Source organism: Rhodanobacter aciditrophus (assembly GCF_050026795.1).
Classification (GTDB): domain Bacteria; phylum Pseudomonadota; class Gammaproteobacteria; order Xanthomonadales; family Rhodanobacteraceae; genus Rhodanobacter_A.
Window position 1 is genome coordinate 106193 of the sequence record NZ_JALBWP010000009.1, and the last position, 21590, is coordinate 127782.

21 protein-coding genes are annotated in these 21590 nt (G+C 71.1%); 9 read left to right on the plus strand and 12 right to left on the minus strand.

Annotated features, from left to right (window positions below; genetic code table 11):
* Window positions 1–38: 38 nt before the first annotated feature.
* Window positions 39–683 carry a cysteine hydrolase family protein gene (locus ACQGNW_RS03615; protein WP_426661730.1) on the minus strand — a complete coding sequence of 215 codons (645 nt, stop codon included), beginning with the start codon at window positions 681–683 and terminating at the stop codon, window positions 39–41.
* A gap of 131 nt (window positions 684–814) precedes the next feature.
* Between ACQGNW_RS03615 and ACQGNW_RS03620 the strand changes: the two genes are divergently transcribed.
* Entirely contained in the window at window positions 815–1768 is a 954-nt protein-coding gene (locus tag ACQGNW_RS03620) for a GlxA family transcriptional regulator (RefSeq protein WP_426661732.1), read from the plus strand.
* A gap of 58 nt (window positions 1769–1826) precedes the next feature.
* On the opposite strand, the gene ACQGNW_RS03625 is transcribed toward ACQGNW_RS03620, so the two are convergent.
* Complete coding sequence (locus ACQGNW_RS03625) at window positions 1827–3971, minus strand: prolyl oligopeptidase family serine peptidase (protein WP_426661733.1); 2145 nt, start codon at window positions 3969–3971, stop codon at window positions 1827–1829.
* Between the two features lie 134 nt (window positions 3972–4105).
* Here ACQGNW_RS03625 and ACQGNW_RS03630 point away from each other — a divergent pair, with 134 nt between their 5' ends.
* Window positions 4106–6526, plus strand: a complete 2421-nt coding sequence (locus ACQGNW_RS03630; protein ID WP_426661734.1) for a S9 family peptidase — start codon at window positions 4106–4108, stop codon at window positions 6524–6526.
* A 4-nt stretch (window positions 6527–6530) separates the two neighbouring features.
* On the opposite strand, the gene ACQGNW_RS03635 is transcribed toward ACQGNW_RS03630, so the two are convergent.
* The gene (locus ACQGNW_RS03635; RefSeq protein WP_426661735.1) at window positions 6531–7166 is read right to left on the minus strand and encodes an NHL repeat-containing protein; all 636 of its coding nucleotides are present in this window, start codon (window positions 7164–7166) and stop codon (window positions 6531–6533) included.
* Between the two features lie 9 nt (window positions 7167–7175).
* Window positions 7176–8396, minus strand: coding sequence for a helix-turn-helix domain-containing protein (locus ACQGNW_RS03640; protein WP_426661736.1), 1221 nt, complete (start codon window positions 8394–8396; stop codon window positions 7176–7178).
* A gap of 172 nt (window positions 8397–8568) precedes the next feature.
* On the opposite strand from ACQGNW_RS03640, the gene ACQGNW_RS03645 reads away from it, so the two are divergent.
* Window positions 8569–9222, plus strand: coding sequence for a glutathione S-transferase family protein (locus ACQGNW_RS03645; RefSeq protein WP_426661738.1), 654 nt, complete (start codon window positions 8569–8571; stop codon window positions 9220–9222).
* Window positions 9223–9431: 209 nt separating this feature from the next.
* Here ACQGNW_RS03645 and ACQGNW_RS03650 read toward each other — a convergent pair whose 3' ends face one another.
* The 7 genes from ACQGNW_RS03650 to ACQGNW_RS03680 all read right to left on the minus strand — a co-directional run bounded on the left by ACQGNW_RS03650 (window position 9432) and on the right by ACQGNW_RS03680 (window position 14865).
* Window positions 9432–10184: a sulfite exporter TauE/SafE family protein gene (locus ACQGNW_RS03650; RefSeq protein ID WP_426662022.1), complete on the minus strand. Its 753-nt coding sequence runs from the start codon at window positions 10182–10184 to the stop codon at window positions 9432–9434.
* 14 nt (window positions 10185–10198) lie between these two features.
* Entirely contained in the window at window positions 10199–10624 is a 426-nt protein-coding gene (locus ACQGNW_RS03655) for a protein tyrosine phosphatase family protein (protein WP_426661739.1), read from the minus strand.
* Window positions 10621–11574, minus strand: coding sequence for a c-type cytochrome (locus tag ACQGNW_RS03660; RefSeq protein ID WP_426661741.1), 954 nt, complete (start codon window positions 11572–11574; stop codon window positions 10621–10623). Before ACQGNW_RS03660 ends, ACQGNW_RS03655 begins: the two co-directional genes overlap by 4 nt.
* Window positions 11571–12218, minus strand: a complete 648-nt coding sequence (locus ACQGNW_RS03665; RefSeq protein ID WP_426661742.1) for a c-type cytochrome — start codon at window positions 12216–12218, stop codon at window positions 11571–11573. The genes ACQGNW_RS03660 and ACQGNW_RS03665 overlap by 4 nt, the downstream gene beginning before the upstream one ends.
* Before the next feature lie 10 nt (window positions 12219–12228).
* A complete protein-coding gene (locus tag ACQGNW_RS03670) occupies window positions 12229–13167 on the minus strand; it encodes a molybdate ABC transporter substrate-binding protein (RefSeq protein WP_426661743.1) in 939 nt (312 codons plus the stop codon).
* A gap of 176 nt (window positions 13168–13343) precedes the next feature.
* Window positions 13344–13883, minus strand: coding sequence for a DsrE family protein (locus tag ACQGNW_RS03675; RefSeq protein WP_426661745.1), 540 nt, complete (start codon window positions 13881–13883; stop codon window positions 13344–13346).
* A 103-nt stretch (window positions 13884–13986) separates the two neighbouring features.
* Window positions 13987–14865, minus strand: a complete 879-nt coding sequence (locus ACQGNW_RS03680) for a helix-turn-helix transcriptional regulator (RefSeq protein ID WP_426661747.1) — start codon at window positions 14863–14865, stop codon at window positions 13987–13989.
* A gap of 278 nt (window positions 14866–15143) precedes the next feature.
* Here ACQGNW_RS03680 and ACQGNW_RS03685 point away from each other — a divergent pair, with 278 nt between their 5' ends.
* Window positions 15144–15398, plus strand: a complete 255-nt coding sequence (locus ACQGNW_RS03685) for a hypothetical protein (protein ID WP_426661749.1) — start codon at window positions 15144–15146, stop codon at window positions 15396–15398.
* A gap of 11 nt (window positions 15399–15409) precedes the next feature.
* Here ACQGNW_RS03685 and ACQGNW_RS03690 read toward each other — a convergent pair whose 3' ends face one another.
* A complete protein-coding gene (locus ACQGNW_RS03690) occupies window positions 15410–16225 on the minus strand; it encodes an AraC family transcriptional regulator (protein ID WP_426661751.1) in 816 nt (271 codons plus the stop codon).
* Window positions 16226–16386: 161 nt separating this feature from the next.
* Between ACQGNW_RS03690 and ACQGNW_RS03695 the strand changes: the two genes are divergently transcribed.
* From ACQGNW_RS03695 to ACQGNW_RS03715, 5 genes are all read left to right on the plus strand, one after another.
* Window positions 16387–16635: a hypothetical protein gene (locus ACQGNW_RS03695; protein WP_426661753.1), complete on the plus strand. Its 249-nt coding sequence runs from the start codon at window positions 16387–16389 to the stop codon at window positions 16633–16635.
* Window positions 16636–16708: 73 nt separating this feature from the next.
* Window positions 16709–17167 carry a MarR family winged helix-turn-helix transcriptional regulator gene (locus tag ACQGNW_RS03700; RefSeq protein WP_426661754.1) on the plus strand — a complete coding sequence of 153 codons (459 nt, stop codon included), beginning with the start codon at window positions 16709–16711 and terminating at the stop codon, window positions 17165–17167.
* Between the two features lie 32 nt (window positions 17168–17199).
* The gene (locus ACQGNW_RS03705) at window positions 17200–18672 is read left to right on the plus strand and encodes an efflux transporter outer membrane subunit (protein ID WP_426661756.1); all 1473 of its coding nucleotides are present in this window, start codon (window positions 17200–17202) and stop codon (window positions 18670–18672) included.
* Between the two features lie 9 nt (window positions 18673–18681).
* Entirely contained in the window at window positions 18682–19878 is a 1197-nt protein-coding gene (locus ACQGNW_RS03710) for an HlyD family secretion protein (RefSeq protein ID WP_426661757.1), read from the plus strand.
* Window positions 19879–20007: 129 nt separating this feature from the next.
* Window positions 20008–21534, plus strand: coding sequence for a DHA2 family efflux MFS transporter permease subunit (locus tag ACQGNW_RS03715; protein ID WP_426661759.1), 1527 nt, complete (start codon window positions 20008–20010; stop codon window positions 21532–21534).
* Window positions 21535–21590: the final 56 nt, after the last annotated feature.

Consider the following 21590-nt stretch of genomic DNA (forward strand, 5'->3'; position numbering starts at 1 on the left):
GCCTGCCGCGATCCCGGACCGCAACCCCGGCGCGGGCCTCAGGCCGCCGCGGCCAGCCGCTCCAGCGCCCGCTGGTGCGAAGCGTGGATGGTGTCGCGCTCGGGCACGGTGCCGCGCTCGAGGTGGGTGATCCATTCGTCGGTCGTCATCACCGCGGCGTAGCGCGACTGCTCCACCACCGCGAACACGCGGTGGATCTCCTCGGCCGTGGCCGTGCCGGCGCGGTTCGCGTACGGCACGCTGCCGGAGGCGTCCATCAGGAATTCCACCTGAAGGCCCGCGTCGAAGGCGTGCTTGATCGTGGTGTCGTTGCAGTTGTGCGTCATGTAGCCGACCACCGCGAGCGTGTCGACGGCATGCGCCACGAGCCACTCGCCGAGGTCGGTGCCGGCGAAGGCGCTGGGCAGGGTCTTGCGCAGGTAGTGCTCGCGCGGGCGGCCGGCGACGACGGGGTGCAGTTCCCAGCCGCGCGAGCCGGTGGCGAACAGCGGCGCGTCGGCCGGCGAGGACTGCTGCGCCACGATCACCGGGATGCCGGCGGCATGCGCGGCATCCATCGCCCTGCCGATGTTGCGCAGCGAATCGGCCACCGGCGGATACTGGATGCGCAGGCCGCCGGTCTCGTATTCGTTCTGCACATCGATCACGACGAGCGCGCGGCGCGGGTTGCGGACTTCGTTCATGGCGGCGTTCCTCACAGGCATGGGACGGCTTGTCCCGGTGCCGCCATGATCCGCGCCCGCGGGTTGCGGCAGCAGTGGCCTGATTGCCAGTTTTGGTTAGAATCGGGCCAATCCGGTACGAGGGCATCGGCATGGCCAGGACACGCGTGGCAGTGGTGGCGTTCGACCGGATCCGGCCGTTCCACCTGTCGGTGCCGTGCGCGGTGTTCGGCGAGACCTCCGGCAGCGAGACGCCGTCGTTCGAGCTGCGCGTGTGCACGGCCGAGGCCGGCGAGCTGCACACCCAGGCCGGCTTCGGCATCGTTGCGCGGCATGGCCTGCGCGCGCTGGCCTGGGCCGACATCGTGGTGGTGCCGTCGTGGCGCGATCCGCGCGAGACGCCGCCGGAGGCGCTGCTGGCCGCGCTGAGGCGGGCGCACGCGCGCGGCGCACTGGTGGTCGGGCTGTGCGTGGGCGCCTTCGTGCTGGCCGAGGCCGGCCTGCTCGACGGCCGTCGCGCCACCACGCACTGGCGCTGGGCCGCACGCTTCGCGCAGCGCTATCCGCGCGTGCGGGTCGATCCCGGCGTGCTGTACGTGGACGAGGGCGACGTGCTCACCTCGGCCGGCACCGCCGCCGGCATCGACTGCTGCCTGCACGTGCTGCGCCGCCGCCTCGGCGCGGAAGCGGCGAACCGCGTGGCGCGCGGCCTGGTGGTGCCACCGCACCGACAGGGCAGCCAGGCGCAATACATCGAGCAGCCGGTACTGGCGGCCGCGCGCGACACGCCGCTGACGAAGACGCTGGACTGGGCCATGCGCCACCTCGACGCAGCGCACAGCCTCGACTCGCTGGCCGCGCGCGCCGCGATGAGCCGGCGCAGCTTCACCCGGCACTTCCGCCGTCACACCGGCACCACCGTGGGCAAGTGGCTGCTGGCGCAGCGGCTGGCGCTGGCGCAGCGGTTGCTGGAAACCACCGCGCAACCGGTCGAGCGCATCGCGGAACGCGCCGGCTTCGGCACCGCGCTGTCGATGCGCCAGCATTTCGGCGCGGCGCTGCACACCACACCGTCGCTGTACCGGCGCGAGTTCCGCGGCGGCTAAGCGCGCGCCGATCGGCCCACCGCCGGCGCCAGCGGAGTTGCTCAGGCCGGGACATCGTTCACTTCGAAGGCAGCCCCAGCTCCTGCGCGAAGAACGTCAGCATCAGTGCGGTGTTGCCCACGCGCTGGGAAAACGGCGCGCCGATGCCGTGGCCGGCGTCCATGCGGGTGAGCAGCAGGATCGGCCGGCCCGACGTGGTGGCGTTCTGCAGCGCCGCGGCGAACTTGCGCGACTGCCACGGCGCCACGCGCGGATCGTTCGCGCCGGTGGTCATCAGCACCGCGGGATAGGCGGTGTGCGGCTTGACGTTCTGCAGCGGCGAGTACGCCAGCGTGGCCTTGAACTGTGCGGGGTTGGCCACCGTGCCGTACTCGGGCACGTTGTAGGCACCGTTGGCGAACTCGGTCTCGTGCCGGATCACGTCGTAGATGCCCACCATGCTCACCACGGCGCGGTAGTCGCCGGGGTGTTGCACCACCTGCGCGCCCATCAGCAGGCCGCCGTTGCTGCCGCCGAGGATGCCGAGGTGCCTGCGGTCGGTCCAGTGTGTATCGACCAGCGCCAGCGCGGCGGCGTGGAAGTCGTCGAACACGTTCTGCTTGTCGAGCCGCTGGCCCTGCTCGTGCCACAGCTCGCCGTTCTCGTTGCCGCCGCGGATGTTGGCGAACGCCAGCACGCCGCCGCGCTCCAGCCAGGCCAGCTCGGGGCCCACGAAGTGCGGCGCCACGGGAATGTCGAAGCCGCCGTAACCGTAGAGGATGACGGGCCGCGCGCCGTCCGGCGTGACGCCACGCATGGCCAGCACGGTGACCGGGATCCGGGTGCCGTCCTTCGAGGTACCGTCGATGCGGTACGCCTCCACCTTCGAGTAATCGGCGGCGGGCTGCACTTCGAACAGGGTCTTCAGCGTGCCGGCCGTCGCGTCGTATTCGGCCCAGCGCGACGGCAGCGTCCAGCCGCCGTAGTCGATCAGCGCGCGACCCTGACCCTGCTCGGCGGCGATGCCGCCGATGCCGATGCCATGCGCGGGCAGCGGCAGGCGGCGCACGAACTTAGCGGCCCGGTCGTACTGCTCCACCCACCAGTCCGGGCCCCAGCTGCGCACCACCAGGAAGCCGCCGGCGACCGGCGCCACCTGTTGCAGCGCGCCTTCGCGCTGGCCCAGCAACTCATGCGCCTTGCCGCCCGCACCCACCGCCAGCAGCTTGCCGCGCGGCGCGCCGGCGAAGCTGGCCGCGACCAGACGCTGCCCCAACCAGTCCGCGAAGCGCACGTCGGCGGCAGCACCCAGCACCTTCTTCCAGGCATCGCCTTCGCGCAGCCACACTTCGGCGGGGCCGCCGTCGCCCACGTTGGCCAGCACGGCAAGCTGCTTCGCGCCGGGCGACGAGAGCAGGCGGTATTCGGCCACCCTGGAGTAATCCTTGCCGAACACCGCGACGTCCTGCGCGGCCGCCTCGCCCAGCACGTGGTGCACCAGCGCCGCATGGAACTGCACCACCTCGTGCCCCGCCGGCGGCCGCGGGAAGCGCACGTAGGTGAAGCCCTTTTCGCCCGCGTCCCAGGCCAGGCCCTGCGGCGTGGTGCCGCCGCCGGCCCAGGGTAGGGCGTCGGGCAGGATCTTGCCGCTGGCCACGTCGAGCACACGGATGGTGGTCAGCTCGCTGCCGCCCTCGGCGGTGCCGTAGGCGAGGTAGCGGCCACTGGGCGAGGGCCAGTAGCCGGTGATCGCGGTATTGCCGCCATTCGCATCGAGATCCACCAGCACGCGCGGCTTGCCGTCCGGCCACGGTTGCGCGATCAGCTGCGGTTGCGGCTCGGGCGGCGTCTCCTGCAGGTAGAACAGCGTGCCGCCGGCCAGCAACGGGCCGGAGCGGGTGGTGGAGGTGATGGCGAGCTGCCGCACGCGCTCGTTCATCGCGCTGCCGTCCGCCATCGCCGCGACCATGTAGTCGGTGTAATGGTTCTGTGCGGCAATCCAGCGCTGCACGGCCGGCGCGCCGGCGTTTTCCAGCCAGCGGTACGGGTCGGCCACGCGCACGCCATGCAGCACGGTGGCGTCGTCGTCACGCGGCGAAGCGGGCGGCTGCGGCATGTGGCTGCCGATCAGCGATACGTCCTTGCGGGCGCGCGGCGGTGTCTGCTGTCCGGCGGAGGCCGCGGCGGCAAACAGCACGAGTGAGAAGGCCAGCACGATGCGCATGCGGATTCTCCGGACGGCGGCGAGGCGCTCGAGCGTAGCGCCAGCCGGCTGCAGGTGCACCTGACTTTCGGCACAGGAGGAATCGGCTGGCCGGCGCGCTCGGCTATGCTCGGCCTTTTGTCGCAGGAACCGCCATGCGCCGTACCGCCTTTGTCGCCGCGCTCCTGTTTGCCGCCATGCCGGTCCTCGCCGGCGACCTGACGCTGGAGCAGGTCATGGCCAGTCCCGACTGGATCGGCCACGCGGTGGAGAACCCGTACTGGAGCGTGGACGGCCGCAACCTTTACTACTCGCTGAAGCGCGACGGCGACACGGTGCGCGACCTCTACCGGGTGAACGCCGCCGGTGGCGCCGGCACCAGGCTCGCCCCCGCCGCGATGGCGCAGGCCGACGGCTCCGCCGTGTACGACCGCAGCCACCGTCGGGCCGCCTTCGTCCTGCACGGAGACGTGTTCCTGGTCGACCTCGCGTCGAACCGCCGCGTGCAGGTGACGCGCACGCCGCAGGCCGAGTCCGCACCGCAGTTCTCCGCCGGCGGCCGCGCGCTGCAGTTCCGCGACGGCAACGACTGGTACCGCTACGACCTCGCCAGCGGCGTCACCTCGCCCGCCGCCATCCTGAAGTTCGCCGACGACCCGCAGGCGAAACGGCCCGACGAGCTGGAACGCCGCCAGCTCGCCCTGTTCGGCACGCTGCGCGAGCTGAAGGCCGACCGCGACGCGCACCGCGCGCAGCAGGATGCGCTGGATGCCGCCGACCCCGGCCGCGCGCCGCAGCCGTTCTGGCTGGGCGACAAGGTCAAGGCGGTGGACACCGAGCTGTCGCCCGACGGCCGCTGGATGCTGGTGGTCACCCTGCCAGCGCACCACGAAGGCGGCAAGGCGCCTGACGTGATCCATTACGTCACCGACTCGGGCTACACCGAGGTGCAGAAGGCGCGCACCTACGCCGGCCGCAACGATCCCGCGCCGCAGTCGCTGCTGCTGCTCGACCTCGCCGCACACAAGGTCTGGCCGCTTGCCACCGGCAACCTGCCCGGCATCAAGGACGACCCGCTCAAGGCCATCCGCGCGCGGACGATCGCCGCGCTGGAGAAGGCCGGGCACGCCGACGAGGCCAAGGCGCTGCAGGCGCCGGCGGTGCGCCCGGTCACCATCGCCCCGGTCGACAGCGACAGCAACGGCGGCGGCATCGCGTGGAGCGCCGACGGCAGCCAGGCCGCCGTGCAGCTGCGCGCGATCGACAACAAGGATCGCTGGCTCGCCACCGTCGACTTCGCCCGCCACACGCTGGTGCCGCAGGACCGCCTGCACGACGACGCCTGGATCAACTGGAGCTTCAACGACTTCGGCTGGGAGAAGGACAACCGCACGCTGTGGTACCTCTCCGAGGCCAGCGGCTGGTCGCGCCTGTACGCGAAACCGCTGGACGGCAAGGCGAAGGCGCTCACCGACAACCGCCGCTTCGAGGTGAGCATGCCGGCGCTCAGCCCCGATGGCCGCTGGTTCTACCTGCTGGCGAACAAGGTCGCGCCGTACAGCTACGACGTCTACCGCATGCCCGCCGGCGGCGGTTCGTTGACCCGGGTGACGCACTACGAAGGCGTGGACGGCTTCACGCTGTCGCCCGGCGGCAGCCGGCTCGCCGTGCTGCACTCCGCGCCCTACCTGCTCGACCAGCTCGCCGTGCAACCGGCCGCCGGCGGCACGCCGCGCGAACTCACCGACACCATGAAGAGCGCGTACACCGCGCATCACTGGATCCAGCCGCGGTTCGTCGAGGTGCCCTCCTCGCACGGCGCCGGCGTGGTCCATGCCAAGTACTACGGCCCCGCGGGCGAAACCGACGCGCCCGCCTCGCGCCCCGCGGTGATCTTCGTGCACGGCGCCGGCTACCTGCAGGACGTGTCGAAGCAGGAGACGTACTACGTCCGCGAACAGATGTTCCACAACCTGCTGGTGCAGCAGGGCTACGTGGTGCTGGACATGGACTATCGCGGCTCCGCCGGCTACGGCCGCGACTGGCGCGACGCGATCTACCGCGACATGGGCCATCCCGAACTGGAAGACCTGCTCGACGGCAAGGCCTGGCTGGTGAAGCACCACGGCGTCGACCCGAAGCGGGTGGGCATCTATGGCGGCAGCTACGGCGGCTTCATGACCGAGATGGCGCTGCTGCGCGCGCCGGGCCAGTTCGCGGCGGGCGCCGCGCTGCGTCCGCCGGCGGACTGGGCCACCTACAACCACGAATACACCTCGAACATCCTCAACGACCCGCAGCTCGACCCCGGGGCGTACACGACCAGCTCGCCGATCGAATACGCGGAGCACCTGCAGGACCCGCTGCTGATCGAGCACGGCCTGATCGACGACAACGTGATGGCCAGCGACTCGATCCGCCTGTACCAGCGCTTCGTCGAGCTGCACAAGAAGAACTTCTGGATCTCGCTGTACCCGCTGGAGCGCCACGACTTCAAGCACGCCGACGACTGGTACGACGAGTACCGCCGCGTCGACGAGCTGTTCGACACCTACGTGAAGCGGCGCGGGGAGTGACGCCTCAGCCGCGCGGCGGGCGACGCACGGCGCGCAGCCGGCCGCTGCGGCCGCCGCCGCAATAGAAGCGCTCGCCATCTGCATCGAGTCCCGACACGCCCATGCCCGGCGGCATCTCCACGGCCTCCAGCGGCGTGCCGGTGGCGGGATCGATCCGCAGCAGTTCGCTGCCGTCGTCTTCCCAGGTGCCGTGCCACAGCTCGCCGTCGATCCAGGCCACGCCGGTGACGAAGCGGTTGGACTCCAGCGTGCGCAGCACCGCGCCCGTAGCCGGATCGACCTGGTGGATCCTGCGTTCGCGGTACTGGCCCACCCACAGGCTGCCCTCGGCCCAGGCCAGCCCGGAATCACTGCCGCCGCCGGGTGCCGGCAGGGTGGCGAGGATCTCGCCGCTCAGCGGGTCGATCTTCTGGATGCGGTCCTCGGCGATCTGGAACAGGTGACGGCCATCGAACGCGGTGCCGGCATGCGCGGCTACCGCGAGCGACTGCTTCCTCTCGCCGCTGGACGGATCGATGGCGTCGAGGCGGTCGCCGCTGGCGATCCAGAGCTGTTCGCCATCGAAACACACGCCGCCCACGCGGTCGATGTCCGGGTAGGGACCGTATTCGTGGAGGATCTCGGCCTTGCTTCGTTTCATGCGCGCATCCTAGTCGCCCGGCAGCGGCGTGGGGAGTAACAGGGCGGTCGCGAATCCCGGCATCGGCGGCATCGTCCAGCGGCGGGCCCGGCCATGGCCGAGCGGCTGCACCTTGCCGTCCGCCGCCAGTGCGTCGAGTGCACGCTGCACGCTGCGCTGGCTGGTGCCGAGAACCAGCGCCAGTGCCGAGCTGGACCAGGACTCGCCGTCGGCGAGCAGCGCCAGCACCGCCGCATGCGCTTCCTCGACCGGTCGCGCCAGCACCACCACTGCGGCAGCATGGCGCGGCGACAACACGAACCCATGCCGGGTCGCGCGCAATCCGGCAATGTCGCGCAACAGCGCGCGCAGCCGCCCGATCTCGACGCGCAGCCGCGCGCGGTGCGTCTCGTCGGCGTATCGCGTACGGAAGGCGTGCCGGATCAGCACATCCCGCGGTACGTCGTGCGGCCAGGCTTCGCCCAGCCTGCGGGCCAGCGCGAACAGCACCGGCCGCGTGGCGAGCGGCACGGTCGCATCGCCCGCGTGCACGGCATGCCGGCAGGCGTCCACCACCAGCGCGCCGGAGCCCAGCAGGGCTTCCACGTCATGCAGCCGCAGCGGTTGCGCGACACCGTGCTCGATCCGCCGCGCCGCCGGCGCGGCCAGCGCGAGCGCGGCCTGCTCGACTTCCGCGATCAGAGCGGGAATGCCGGCGCGCCGTGCGGCATCCCGGGCGCGGCCGAGCGCCGCCTGGGCGATCCGTGCCTGCACGTGGCGCATGGCGATGCCCGCCTGCAGCAACGCATGGATGGCCTGCAGCGACGGCGGGCTGCGCGCGGGATCGAGCGCGGCGAGCGCGCGAGCGGCGGCGTCGATGCGCCCGAGCAGCAGCAGCCGACGGACGCCCAGGTAACGCGCATGGGCGGCGTTCGCGTGGTCGCCGTGCGCCTCGAGCGTGGCCTGCGCCGTTTCCAGCACGTGCGTCGGCGCACCGAGTTCGCGTGCGGCCAGCGCCACTTCGGCTTCGGCCACCACGCAGCGGGCGCGGGCCACGGCTTCGCTCGGACCGAAGGCACGCGCCGCGCGGCGCAGCAACGCCCTGGCAAGGGCGAAGTCGCCGAGCTGCGCCAGCGCGATGCCGCGCAACGCCAGCGCGGGCGGGTCGTCGCGCAGCGCGACGCGGTTCAGCGCACCCAGCGGATCGCCCGCCGCCAGTGCGCGGGCCGCGGCGGTGATCAGCGAATCCATCGGGACGGGCTCAATCCGCCGCGCCGTGCAGGCATGGAGCAGGCTTTCCGAATCCCGCCACGTTTGTCACTCCCACCCGTCGATGGCCCGGCGGCAGTCTATCCCACGGCCGCCAGGCGCCGGCGCCGGCGACGAACGGCGATGGCACGACACGAACACGAGGAGAAACGGGATGAAGAAGGTCGCTGTGTGGGGCTTCAGCTGGGTACCGCCCTTTGCCCAGGGGCTGGTGCGCGATCTGCGCGTGCGCTGGGCGCTGGAGGAGGCGGGGCTTGCCTACGAAAGCCGGTGGATCGACATCGACGAACGGAATTCCGAGGCCTACCGCAGCAGGCATCCCTTCGGCATGGTGCCCGCGCTCGAGACCGATGGCGGGACCCTGATCGAATCGGGCGCCATCGTCCATGGCATCGCCGAACAGTGCGAAGCGCTGATGCCGCCCAGCCTGCGTACCGAGACGCTGGCCTGGATGTTCGCCGCGCTCAACACCGTCGAGCCGCCGCTGTGGAACCTGTTCGTGCTCGACCAGCTGCACGGCGACGAGGCGTGGACGAAGCTGCGCCGTCCGGGCGCAGTCGAGGAGGCGAAGGCCCGCCTGGCCGCGCTGTCCGGGTGGCTCGACGGCCGCGAGTACCTGCTTGGCCGCTTCACCGCAGCCGACATCCTGATGGCGACCGTACTGCGCTTCATCCGCCACACGGACCTGGTGGCGGAGTTTCCGCCGCTCGACGCCTACCTCAAGCGCTGCGAGGCGCGGCCGGCCTGCCAGGCGGCCCTGCGCAACCAGGCGGACGGCTACCTGCGCAACGCGCCGGTCGCCGCCTGAACGGGTCGAGGATGGTCCACGGCGGTTCGAGGCGCCGGTGACGCCAGCAGGTCATCCAGGCCGGCGCCTGGTGCCGGACACCGCAAGGCATCGGGCGCCGGCCGCGCTTGCGCGGGGAAACCGGCGGCGTCGGGCGCGGCGGCGAGGCCGGACCACGGGGTTTCGCGGTGGTGGAAAACTCAAGCGGACCGCAGTTCGGCAAGCGACGCTCACGGATGCAGGTTGCGCACCAGCATGTACACCGCCACCACCGCGACGGCCAGCGCGAACACGCGGTTGAGCGCGCCCCGCGTGCGCGCCAGCCGCCACGCGAGGCGCGCGCCCAGCCAGCCGCCGCCCACGCCGCCGGCCACGAACAGCGCCGCGGCGCGCCAGTCGACCAGGCCCGAGGCGGCGTAGTTGATCGCGGTGGTGGTCGCGAACGCCCCCACCGCGACCAGCGAACTGCCGATCGCGGCGATGATCTCCATGCCGCTGGCGAACATCAGCCCCGGCACGATCAGGAAGCCGCCGCCGATGCCGAAGAAACCCGACAGCGCGCCGGCGCCGAACCCGGCGGCGCCCAATCGCGGATACAGCCGCGGCTTCGGATAGCGGCTCTCCACCCCGCCATGCCGGCCGCGCAGCATCAGCGCCGCCACCACCAGCATCAGCAACGCGAACAGCGCGAGCAGATGGTGGCCATCCACGCGCTTGCCCAGCGTGGAGCCGGCAAATGCGCCCAGCACGCCGGCCGCCGCGAACGCCAGCGCGGCGGGCCAGCGCACGTGACCGGCGCGCGCGTGCGGCACCAGGTTGGCGAATGCATTGGCGCCCACCGCCACGGCACTGGTGCCGATCGCCAGGTGCGGGTCGGGCAGGCCCACCACGTAGAGCAGCATCGGAACCGCGAGGATGGAGCCACCGCCGCCGATCAGCGCCAGCGAGAAACCCACCAGCGCACCACAGGCCAGCGCCAGCAGATCCGCAGCCGGCATCAGGATGCCCCGCGGCGGCGCAGGGCCGCGGCGTCGAGCGGGTAACCCGCGTCGGCGGCGAGGCGCACGATGCTCCCCGCCTCCAGCGAGTCCGCCATCGCCAGCGCCCACAGGTGGATCGAGCGCGTGCCGCTGCGGCAGAACGCCAGCAGCGGCGCGGGCAGCGTGCGCAGCGCCTCGGCGAACGCAGCCACGTCGGCGTCGCGCCATTGTCCGGAGACGACGGGCAGGTGGCGCCACGCGAGCCCGTGTGCCGCGGCGACCCGGGCGAGTTCGGCGCTGGCGGGTTGATCCGCCGCCTCGCCGTCGGGGCGGTTGCAGACCAGGCTGCGCCAGCCCTGCGCGGCCAGCGCGGCAATGTCGTCCGCCTGCAGCTGCGCGGCCACGCCGAATGCGGGAGTGACGCGGTGTACCGCCGCGCTCATTTCGCCGGCTCGCTGCCGAGCAGGTGGCCGTTCACCGTGGTGCCGTACAGCGACATCGGCGTGTCGTGGTACTTCGCGCGGGTGGCGGCGACGTCGCTGGCATAGCGGGGGTCCTGCGGGCGCTCGTGGGCATCCATGTACATCGCCACGTCCCAGGCGTCCTGGTCGCCGAGCGTACCGCCGCGGCTGAACGGCATGTTGGCCTTGATGAAGGCGGCGGCATTGTCGAGCTGGTGCATGCCTGCGCCCCAGTTGAAGGACTGCGCGCCCCACAGCGGCGGGAACACGTTGCGGCCGTCGACCTGCTGGCCCCGGCCGTCGGCACCGTGGCACAGCGCGCAGTTCTTCGCGTAGACCGCGGCGCCACGCGCGTAGTCGGGCGGCTGCGGCGGCTTGAAGCCCTGCTTGGGATAACCCGCGCCGGCCAGCTTCACGCCCGTCGGCGCGCCCTTCGACAGCCACCACGCGTAGGTTTCCAGCGCCACGATCACGTCGCTGTCCAGCGGCGGCGCCGTGCCGTTCATGCTGAAGCGGAAGCAGCCCTGCAGGCGCTCGCCGAAGCTGTTCACGCGGTTGTTCTTCTTGCGGTATTGCGGATACACGCCCCACGCGCCCCACAGCGGCGCGGAATTCGCCAGGCGGCCCGCGTCGAGGTGGCAGTTGCTGCAGTTCAGGCCGTTGCCCACGTAGGCGCGGGCGTGCCGCGGCGTATCGGTGAAGATCGCGCGGCCCAGCCGGATCTCGTCGCCCAGCGGACCGGCGGGGATCGCCGATTCGGGCGGCGGCGTGAACGCGGGTTCCGCGGCCGGCGTCGGCACGGCCTTGGCGGCTTGCGCCACGCTGGCCGCGGCAGCCGGCGGATTTCTCGTTGCGGCCGGCGCCCCGGGCGTCTGCGCCGAGCAGGCGGCGAGCGTCAGTGCGCCGAGCAGCGCGATGGTCGACGACTTCATGGCGCGCCCTTCCTGGCCGGCAAGGGTTGCGCGGCAAACCAGCCCGCCACGGCATCGACCTCTTGCGGTGTGAGTCGCTTGGCGACGTGCTGCATCAGTTGCAGCGGGTCGTTGCGGCGCGTGCCCTGCTGCCATGCCCGCAACTGCGACGCGATGTAGGCGGCGCCCTGGCCGGCCAGCGGCGGGAAGTTCACGCCCACGCCCACGCCACCGGGGCCGTGGCATTGCACGCAGGCGGGAAGGCCGCGGCTCCAGTCGCCGCTCGTCGCCAGCTTCGCGCCGTCGCCGTCGATGGGCGGCGCAACGGCAGCGTGCGCGGGCAGCGGCAGCGCGCCGTAATACTTCGCCAGGGCCGCGCGCTCGTCCTCGTCGAGCGCGCTCGCGTTCGGCTGCATCACCGGGTTCGCGCGCGTGCCGTTCGCGAAGTCGTCGAGCTGTCGCTGGATGTAGGCGGCATCGAGACCGGCGAGCCGGGGATAGCCGTTGACCGCCATGCCACCGCCAGCGACGCCGTGGCAGGCCATGCAGGGCGCGGCGCCCTTGCCGTTGCCCTGGCGCACGATGGTTGCCGCGTCGATGGCGCCCGCGACGGACGGTGCCACGGCCAGCGGCAGCAGTGCGATCGCGACGTGCAGCGGGCGCATCGTCAGGCGCTCACTTCGGCGGCTGGAAGCCGTACTTGCGGTAGATCGCCTGCGCGGCCGGGCTCTGCATGAAGGCGAGGAAGTCCTTCGCCGCCTGCGGATGGGGCGCGGCTTTCATGCGCGCGGCGGTGTACGTGGCGGTGACGTTCTGGCTGGCGGGAATCGCCACCGTCTCGACCGGGTGATGCAGGATCTGCTGCTGGAAGTAGGCCTCGGTGGACCACACCGGCGCTGCGTCCGACTCGCCCTGCAGCACGCGCAGCGGCGACTGCCGGTGGTGGATGTGGGTGAGGAAGGTGCTGCCGTCCTGCACCTTGCTCACCATGACCGCGTGGTCCAGCGCCTCGCCGCCCGCCTTGCGGTAGCCGGCCTCGATCTGCTTCGCGATGCCTTCCCACGCGGGGTTCGGCATGCTCACGCGCACGTCGGGGCGGCCGAGGTCGCGCAGCCCCTCGATGTGCTTCGGATTGCCCTTGGCCACCAGGATCGCCAGCGGATTGCGCGCGTAGTCGGCGGTGGCGGCGAACCAGCCGTGCTGCTTCTGCAGGCGTTCGATGGAACCCTTGCCCGCGGTGAAGATGTCCGGCTTCAGCGCCAGGCGCAGGTTGCCCATCACCAGCGTGCCGCCCTCGATCTGCTTCGCCAGGATGCCGGGCGGCAGCGTTTCCACGAACACGCGCCTGCACTCGGGGTGCGCCTGCTTGAAAGCGGCGACCAGGTCGTGCACCACCATGAACTGGTTGCCGGCGAAGAACACGGTGAGCTGCGGATCGACCACGTCGCCGTGCAGGTCGGCGATGGCGTCGAACGGCGGCACGCTGAACTGCATGCCTTCCGGCGGCGGGTTCCAGGGGGGCAGGTAGCCGGGTTTGGTCTGGGCGGCGACGTGGGCGGTGGCGCAGAGTGCGCCCAGCGCGATGGCGGCCAGCCACGGTTTTGTTTGCTTCATCGATGTTCCCCAGCGCAACAGCAAAAGCAGGGCAAGAGCGCTTGCCGGATGCTTGAAATGCGCGTCCTGCGCATTTCAAGTTCGCCGAATCCGGCTTGGCAGGACTCGGCTCCGTTCGACCAGGCGCGCGCCGCGCCTGGTCGACGTCGGGCCATCCATGGCCCGGCTGATGCCTCTTACAGGGGCATCAGCGCATAGCCCTGCTGCTGCAGTTCGGTGATCGTGGTGAGCGCGGACAGCGCCACCTGCACGTCCTTCGCCACCCAGGCGTTCTCGAAATGGTTCTCGACCACCGCCTGCCCGCACACCGCCACCGTGACGCCCGCCTTGTGCAGCTGCGCGATCGCGGCCAGGTTGGGATTCGCCACGCCGAACTTCGCACGGTAGTGCGCGTCATCCAGCACCAGCGCGGTGGCCGGGCCGTAGGCGATGGCGACGAACTTCAGGTGGTCGAGCGGCACGCCCGAGGCGGCGTACAGGTTCACCGTGCGCGCCACCCGCTCCAGCGCAGGGTTGACCTGATCGGGCTTGCCGCTGGGTTTGGTCATGGCGAAGACCACCTTGTAGGTGGCGTTGCGGTCGGGCAGGAACGTGGCGTGCGGCACCGGGTGGAACGCGCCGGTGGCGGTGATGACAGGCGCTTGGTTGTCGGCCGCCATCGCGGTGGCGGGCAGCAGGCCGAGCACGAGCAGACCGGAAAGCAGCGGACGGAACATGGCGACCTCGACTGGTGGCGGCGCGGATCGGCGTCGGCGCATGCTAGGCCCGCGCGCGGCGATAAGCCAAGACGTTTTTGATGATGGAGACGATAAACGCCGCTTATGCGCCGGCCAGCTCGGCCTCCGCTTCGCCGGGGCGCCGCAGGCGGTGCGCGATGCGCGCGAAGCTGGCCGCGGTCGCCGCGTCCTCCGGCACGAAGAAGAACGCGGTGGCGCCGCTGGCGGTGCCGTCGGCGTCGCGCAGCGGGAAACGATTGGAGTGCACGCGCACCTCGCCGAACTCCGGGTGGCGGAAATGCGCGATCCACGCCGTCAGCGGCGCGACGTGGTGGCGTTGCCACAGGGAGCGGAAAAGGGGGCTGGCCGCGGCAAGCGCGTCGATCAGCGCGTCGAAGCGCGGGTCGTCCGGGTGCGCCGCCTGGTTCACGCGGAAGATGCCGAGCAGGTTGAGCAGGCCCGGCTCGTAGCAGGGCTCGTACAGGCTCCGCCGCGCCGGGTTCATGAACGCGTTCCACAGGTGGTTGGCGGCGAAGCGGCCGCGAAATTCGCCGAACCGGTACAGCCGGTCGGCCATCGCGTTGTACGCCAGCAGGTCGAACACCGGGTCGAGCACGAAGGCCGGCGCCTGGTACAGGTCCAGCACGCCCTGCACCGTGGGCGGCAGCACGACGTGATTGCGCACCGGCTCCGCACGGGCCAGCCCCGCCAGCGCGAACAGGTAGGCCTCGTCGGTGGCATCCAGCCGCAGCGCCCGCGCGATGCGCGCCAGCGCCGCGGCGGAGACGTTGATCGCGCGCCCCTGCTCCAGCCACGTGTACCAGGTGACGCCCACCTCGGCCAGCGCGGCCACCTCCTCGCGGCGCAGGCCAGGGGTGAGCCGGCGCCCGCCGCGCGGCAACCCCACCGCCTCCGGTGCGAGCGCAGCGCGCCGGGCGCGCAGGAAAGCCTTCAACTCGTTGCGTTGCCGGGAATGCTGCATGCGTGCGATGTCGGGTGGTAGTGGGAATACCAGCAGCCGGAGCTGTCTCCCCATGGCGCCGGCCATGGCTTTATGGTGACGCTACCCCACAGATCCAACGGATGTCCCGGCCCGTCCGTCATGGACGGCCCCTGTCGGGCCGGGACATCCCGCGGCTGCGTGCAACGCGCAGCCCTGCCTCGCCCCCGTTCCCCGCAATTCCCGGATGGAAGCTCCGCGCGCCGCCGGTAACGTCGAGGCCACGTTCCACGTCCCTGCTGCTATGGAAGGAGATCGACATGTCCTTGCTGACCACCGACAGCGAAGCCGCCAGCCGCGAACTGGCGGAATCCGATGCGCTGACCGATTTCGTGGTCAACGCCCAACTGATGCTCGACCCGGCGACGCCCGAGCCGGTGCGGCGCGAGGCCGAGCCGCGGCTGCTCGCCGTGCTGCCCACGTTGCAGGCGCTGGGCGTGTTCGACCTGTTCGCCATCCGCGACCCGGCACTCGCCGCGATGGTGCGCGACGAACTGCTGGAGCGCCGCCGCTGAGCGAGCCGGGTTCAGGCGGAAGCCGGCGCGCGCTCGAAGTAGCGCGCCGGCGACTGGCCGCAGGCGCGGCGGAACATCGCGATGAACGCACTGGTACTGGCGTAGCCGGTGGCCTCGGCCACCTGCGCCACCGGCATGCCTTCGGCGAGGTGTTCCAGCGCCCGGCTCAGCCTTGCCTGCTGGCGCCACTGCGCGAAGCTCAGCGCGGTCTCGCTGCGGAACAGCCGGCTGAGGCTGCGCACCGACAGGCCGGCGTGCCCGGCCCAGTGCTCCAGGCCGCGGTTGTCGTGCGGCGCCTTCAGCACCGCGTGGGCGATGCGCAGCAGGCGACGGTCGACCGGCATCGGCAGGTGCAGCGGTTCCTGCGGGGCGCGGCGCAACTCGTCCAGCAGCACCGCGCACACGCGCTCCTGATCCGGCTGCAGGCATTCGGCGAGCGTCCACTCGCTGGCGCGACGCACCAGCGCGCGCAGCAGCTCGCTGACCCCGATCACGCACGGGCGCCCGGGCAGGCCCGCGCAGGCGGCCGGCGCGAGGAACAGGCCCCAGCCGCTCATCGGTCCGCTCAGGCTCACCGTATGCAGCTCGCCCGGCGGCATCCAGCCCGCACGGTGCGGCGGCAGCAGCCAGGAGCCGTAGCGGGTGCGCGCATGCACCAGGCCGCTCTCGATGCAGTACAGCTGGCCGCGCAGGTGGCGGTGCCAGTCGTGCGTGCGCGTTTCCCCGTCCTGTTCGCTCGCCGCCGAACCCTCGTCCCAATATGCGATGACGGGCGGACCATCGGCGCACTCGATGCGGCTCCACAACTGCTCGTGCCACGCCCCCATGTCCGGTTCTCGATATTTGTTGACCAAATGACGTTATCAGCTTGCCAGCCGGCATGCGTAAGCTGGCCCGCGTCCGGCAACGACTGCCGGATCGCGCCGCTGCCAGCGGCGGCTCCCTGTCTCCCCGTCCGCTGCCCCGGCGCCCCCACCGGAGAGCCCTCATGTCTTCGTCCAAGCTGTCCGTTGCCGCCCCGCTCCGCTCGCCGCTGGAAACCTTCATTGCCTGCGCCCGCGAGATGCTCGACCCGGCCACGCCCGAGGCGGCCCGTCGCCGCACCGAGCCCCGCCTGCTCGGCGCGTTGCCCGCGCTGCAGGCACTGGGCATGTTCGAGTTGTTCGCGATCCGCGACCCGGCCCTGGCGGCGCTGGTGCGGGACGAACTGGAGGCGGGCCGATCGCGCCGCGGCTGATCTTGCCAAATCAAAATTCGCCGTCTACATATTTGCATTGACAAATATTCTTTTGGCAATAGAATGCGCGGCCATGAACACCGAATCGATGGCCTTTTCCAGCTCCCGCGAAAGCCTCGGCGTCCTGCTGGGCCTGGTGCGCGCCGAGATCGTGCGCGCGATGGAGGCGGAGATCGCGGCGAAGGGCCTGGAGCTGAAATTCACCCAGTTCCTGATACTGAAGCGGCTGGCCCGGTTGGGTCCGATGTCGGCCACGGAGCTCGCCCGTTCGGTGGAGCTGGACGGCGGCGCGATGACCCGCCAGCTCGACCAGCTGGAGCGTCGCGGGTACCTGCGCCGTCGCCCGCACGCGCAGGACCGGCGCGCGCTGCGCATCGAGCTGACGGCCGAGGGCGACGCGCTGTGGCAGCAACTCACCGACTGCAACGACCGTGTGCTGGCCGCGGCGCAAGCCTCGCTGGACGCCGACGAGCGCGGCCGCCTGCACGACTATCTGGAGCGCGTACTGCACACGCTCCGCAGCAAAGACTGATTCCCCCACTCCTGCTTCGAGACTGAAAGCCCATGCGTCTGCATCTCCTTGCGGCAGCAGTCGGACTGACCTTCGCCCTGGCCGGTTGCGCCAGCAGCGGCGGCCTGCATCCGGACGGCACGCCGATCGATCCGTCCTCGCTGCAGGCCGCGCACAGCCTGGCGAACGTCCCGGCCAGCGCGGCCTGGCCCGCCGCCGACTGGTGGACCGGCCTCGGCGATCCCCAGCTCGACACGCTGATCGGCGAAGCGCTGGCCGACAATCCGACGCTCGCCGTGGCCGACGCCCGCGCGCGCCAGGCGCAGGCCGCCGCCGGCATCGCCGACGCGGCGCGGCAGCCCAGCCTCAACGTAGGCGGCAGCCTGGCCGAGGCGCGCATTCCCACCACCGTGCCCAGCCTGGGTCGCGGCCACGTGGCGCCGGCCAAGTACGTCTACGGCAGCTTCAGGTGGGACATCGATCTGTGGGGCGGCAAGCGCGCCGCCTGGGAGGCGGCGCTTGGCCAGGCCCGCGCCGCCGAGGTCGACGCCCGCGCCGCACGCATCGAACTGTCCGCCAACGTGGCGCGCGCCTACGTGCAGCTCGGTTACGCGTACACGCAGCAGGATCTGGCCAAGGCCGAGCTGCAGCGCGCCCAGACCGCGCGCGAGCTCACCGCGCAGCGCGTGGCCGCCGGCATCGACAACCAGCTGCAGCTGAAGCGCGGCGACGCCGAAGTCGCCAGCGCCGAGGAGCAGCTGGCGGTGGCCAGCCGCGCGATCGACGCCGCGCAGTCGGCACTGTCGGTGCTGCTGGGCAAGGGCCCCGACCGCGGCCGCGAGATCGGCCGTCCGCAGCTGCTGTCACCCGCCGAACTCGCCGTGCCGGACGACCTGCCGGTGGATCTGGTCGGCCATCGCGCCGACGTGGTCGCCGCGCGCTGGCACGTGAACGCCGCAGGCAAGGACATCAAGGCCGCGAAGACCGCATTCCTGCCCAACCTCAGCCTCGGCGTGATGGCGGGCCTGATCGCGGTGGGCGGCGAGAACCTATTCCAGCTGCCCGCGCGCTTCTACAGCGTGGCGCCGTCGGTGAGCCTGCCGATCTTCGACGGCGGCCGGCTGCGCGCGAACCTGTCCGGCAAGGACGCGCAGTACGACCTCGCGGTGGCGCAGTACAACCAGACGCTGGTGCGCGCGATCAACGAGGTCGCCGACGACGTCGACGCGCTGCAGTCGCTGCAGCAGCAGGCCGAAGCGCAGCAGCGCGCGCTGACCGCCGCGCAGGACGCCTGGAAGCTCGCCGAGCAGCGCTACCGAGCCGGCGTGGGCAGCTACCTCGAAGCGCTCAGCGTGCGCCAGCAGCTGCTGGTGGCCGAACAGCGCATGGCCGCGCTCAAGGCGCAGCAGTCCGACCAGTCGGTGCAGCTGATCCAGGCCCTGGGCGGTGGATACCGCCCCGGCGCCGGCCAGCAGCTGCCGGCGCCGACCGCATCCGTTTCCCCCGCATCCGCACACCATTCCTGAGGCAGCCCCATGTCCAGCCAGAATCCCACCGCGGCCGCCAATCCGGCCGTCCAGCCGCCGCAGAACAACAAGCGCCGCGGCTTCCTGTTGCGCGCGCTCGGCGCGGTCGTGGTGCTTGCCACGATCGCCTGGGCGCTGTGGTACTTCCTCGACGGCCGCTGGTACGAGGGCACCGACGACGCCTACGTGGGCGGCAACGTGGTGCAGCTCACGCCGCAGATCCCCGGCACCGTGGTCAGCATCGGCGCCGACGACGGCGACCTGGTGAAGCAGGGCGACGTGCTGGTGAAGCTGGACAAGTCCAACGCCGACGTGGCGCTGGCCGAGGCCAGGGCCAACCTTGCCGCCACCGTGCGCAAGGTGCGCGGCCTGTATTCCAGCGTCAGCGGCCAGCAGGCGATCGTGGCGGCGCGCCAGACCGCGGTGGCCAAGGCCAAGGCCGACTACGACCGCCGCGTGGGCCTGGCGAAGTCCGGCGCGATCTCCGCCGAGGAACTGTCGCACGCCCGCGACGAGCTGACCGCCGCGCAGAGCGCGCTGGTCACCGCCGAGCAGCAGTACCAGACCAGCAAGGTGCTGGTGGACGACACCGTGGTGGCCTCGCACCCCGATGTGCAGGCCGCCGCCGCGAAGTTCCGCGCGGCATACCTCGACGACGAGCGCACCACCCTGGTGGCGCCGGTCACCGGCTACGTGGCGATGCGTTCGGTGCAGCTCGGCCAGCGCGTGGCGCCGGGTGCGCCGCTGATGGCGGTGGTGCCGCTGCACCAGGTGTGGATCGACGCGAACTTCAAGGAGACCCAGCTCACCCACATGCGCATCGGCCAGCCGGTGACGATCGAATCCGACGTCTACGGCGGTGCGGTGAAGTACCAGGGCAAGGTGCAGAGCCTGGGCATCGGCACCGGCAGCGCGTTCTCGCTGCTGCCGGCGCAGAACGCCACCGGCAACTGGATCAAGATCGTGCAGCGCATCCCGGTGCGCGTGGTGTTCACCGACCCCGCCCAGCTCGACCGGCACCCGCTGCGCATCGGCATGTCGCTCGCGGTGGAGGTGAACCTGCACGACCAGAGCGGCCCGATGCTCGCACAGCAGCCGCCGACCCAGCCGGCCTTCAGCACCGACGTGTACGAGCGGCAGTCGGCCAAGGCCGACGCGCTGATCGCGCAGATCATCCACGCCAACATGGCGGGCAATTCCAGGTAGCACAACGCGGCACCCTCCCCTGCGCGCAGGGGAGGGTCGGGGTGGGGTGCTGCTGACCGCAGGGCTTCACCCCGCCAGCCTCCCCTTGCCCGCAGGGGGAGGGGTTAACCCATCGCATCGACCGACCCCATGAGCACCCACTTCCGTCCACCGAATCTCGCGCTGACCACGATCGGCCTGTCGCTGGCCACCTTCATGCAGGTGCTGGACACGACCATCGCGAACGTCTCGCTGCCGACCATCGCCGGCAACCTCGGCGTGAGCAACGACCAGAGCACCTGGGTGATCACCTCGTTCGCGGTGAGCATGGCGATCTCGCTGCCGCTGACCGGCTTCCTCACCCGCCGCTTCGGCGAGGTGAAGCTGTTCGTATGGTGCACGCTGCTGTTCTCGCTCACCTCGTTCATGTGCGGCGTGTCGCAGAGCATGGGCATGCTGCTGCTGTTCCGCGCGCTGCAGGGCGCGGTGGCCGGGCCGATGTATCCGGTGACGCAGAGCCTGCTGATCGGCACCTATCCGCCGGAAAAGCGCGGCATGGCGCTGGCCCTGCTGTCGATGGTGACGGTGGTGGCGCCGATCGCCGGCCCGATCCTCGGCGGCTGGATCACCGACAACTATTCCTGGCCGTGGATCTTCTTCATCAATGTGCCGATCGGCATCTTCGCCAGCGTGGTGGTGGCGAACCAGCTGCGCGCGAAGCTTGAACAGCTGGAACGGCCGCGCGTCGACTACGTGGGCCTGATCACCCTGATCATCGGCGTGGGCGCGCTGCAGATCGTGCTGGACAAGGGCAACGACGAGGACTGGTTCAACTCGCAGTTCATCATCATCGCCAGCATCGTCTCCGCGGTCGCACTGGCGGTGTTCCTGATCTGGGAGCTCACCGACAAGGATCCGATCGTCGATCTCAAGCTGTTCCGCCACCGCAACTTCACCACCGGCACGCTGGCGATGGTGCTCGGCTACGCGGCGTTCTTCTCCATCGCGCTGCTGGTGCCGCTGTGGCTGCAGCAGAACCTGGGCTACACCTCCACCTGGGCCGGCTTCGCCACCGCGCCGCTGGGCGTGATCCCGGTGCTGCTCACGTTCTTCGTGGGCAAATACGCCACGCGCATGGACCTGCGCCTGCTCGCCGCGGCGTCCTTCCTGGTGATGGGCGGCACCTGCTTCATGCGGGCGGATTTCTACCTGCAGATCGACTTCTACCACGTGGCGATGGTGCAGCTGTGGCAGGGCCTGGGCGTGGCGCTGTTCTTCATGCCGACGCTGACCATCCTGCTGTCCGACCTGCAGACCAACGAGATTGCCTCCGGCTCGGGCCTGGCCACCTTCCTGCGCACGCTGGGTGGCAGCTTCTCCGCCTCGATCACCACGCTGATGTGGACGCGCCGCGCGGTGACCCACCACGAGCAGCTGACCGAGCACATCACTCCCTACAACCCGGCCGCGCAGCATGCGCTCGAGCAGCTCAGCCACGGCAACCCGCAGCGTGGCGCCACCGTGCTCAACGGCATGATCACCCAGCAGAGCTTCCAGATCTCGTTCAACGAGGTGTTCCACGTGCTGGGCTGGATCTTCATCGCGCTGATCGTGGTGATCTTCCTCGCCAAGCCGCCGTTCACGCCCAAGGCCAGACCGGTGGGCGGCGGACACTGACTGGCGATGCCCCACACGACAACGGCCCCGCTCGGGGCCGTTGTCGTGTGGGGCGC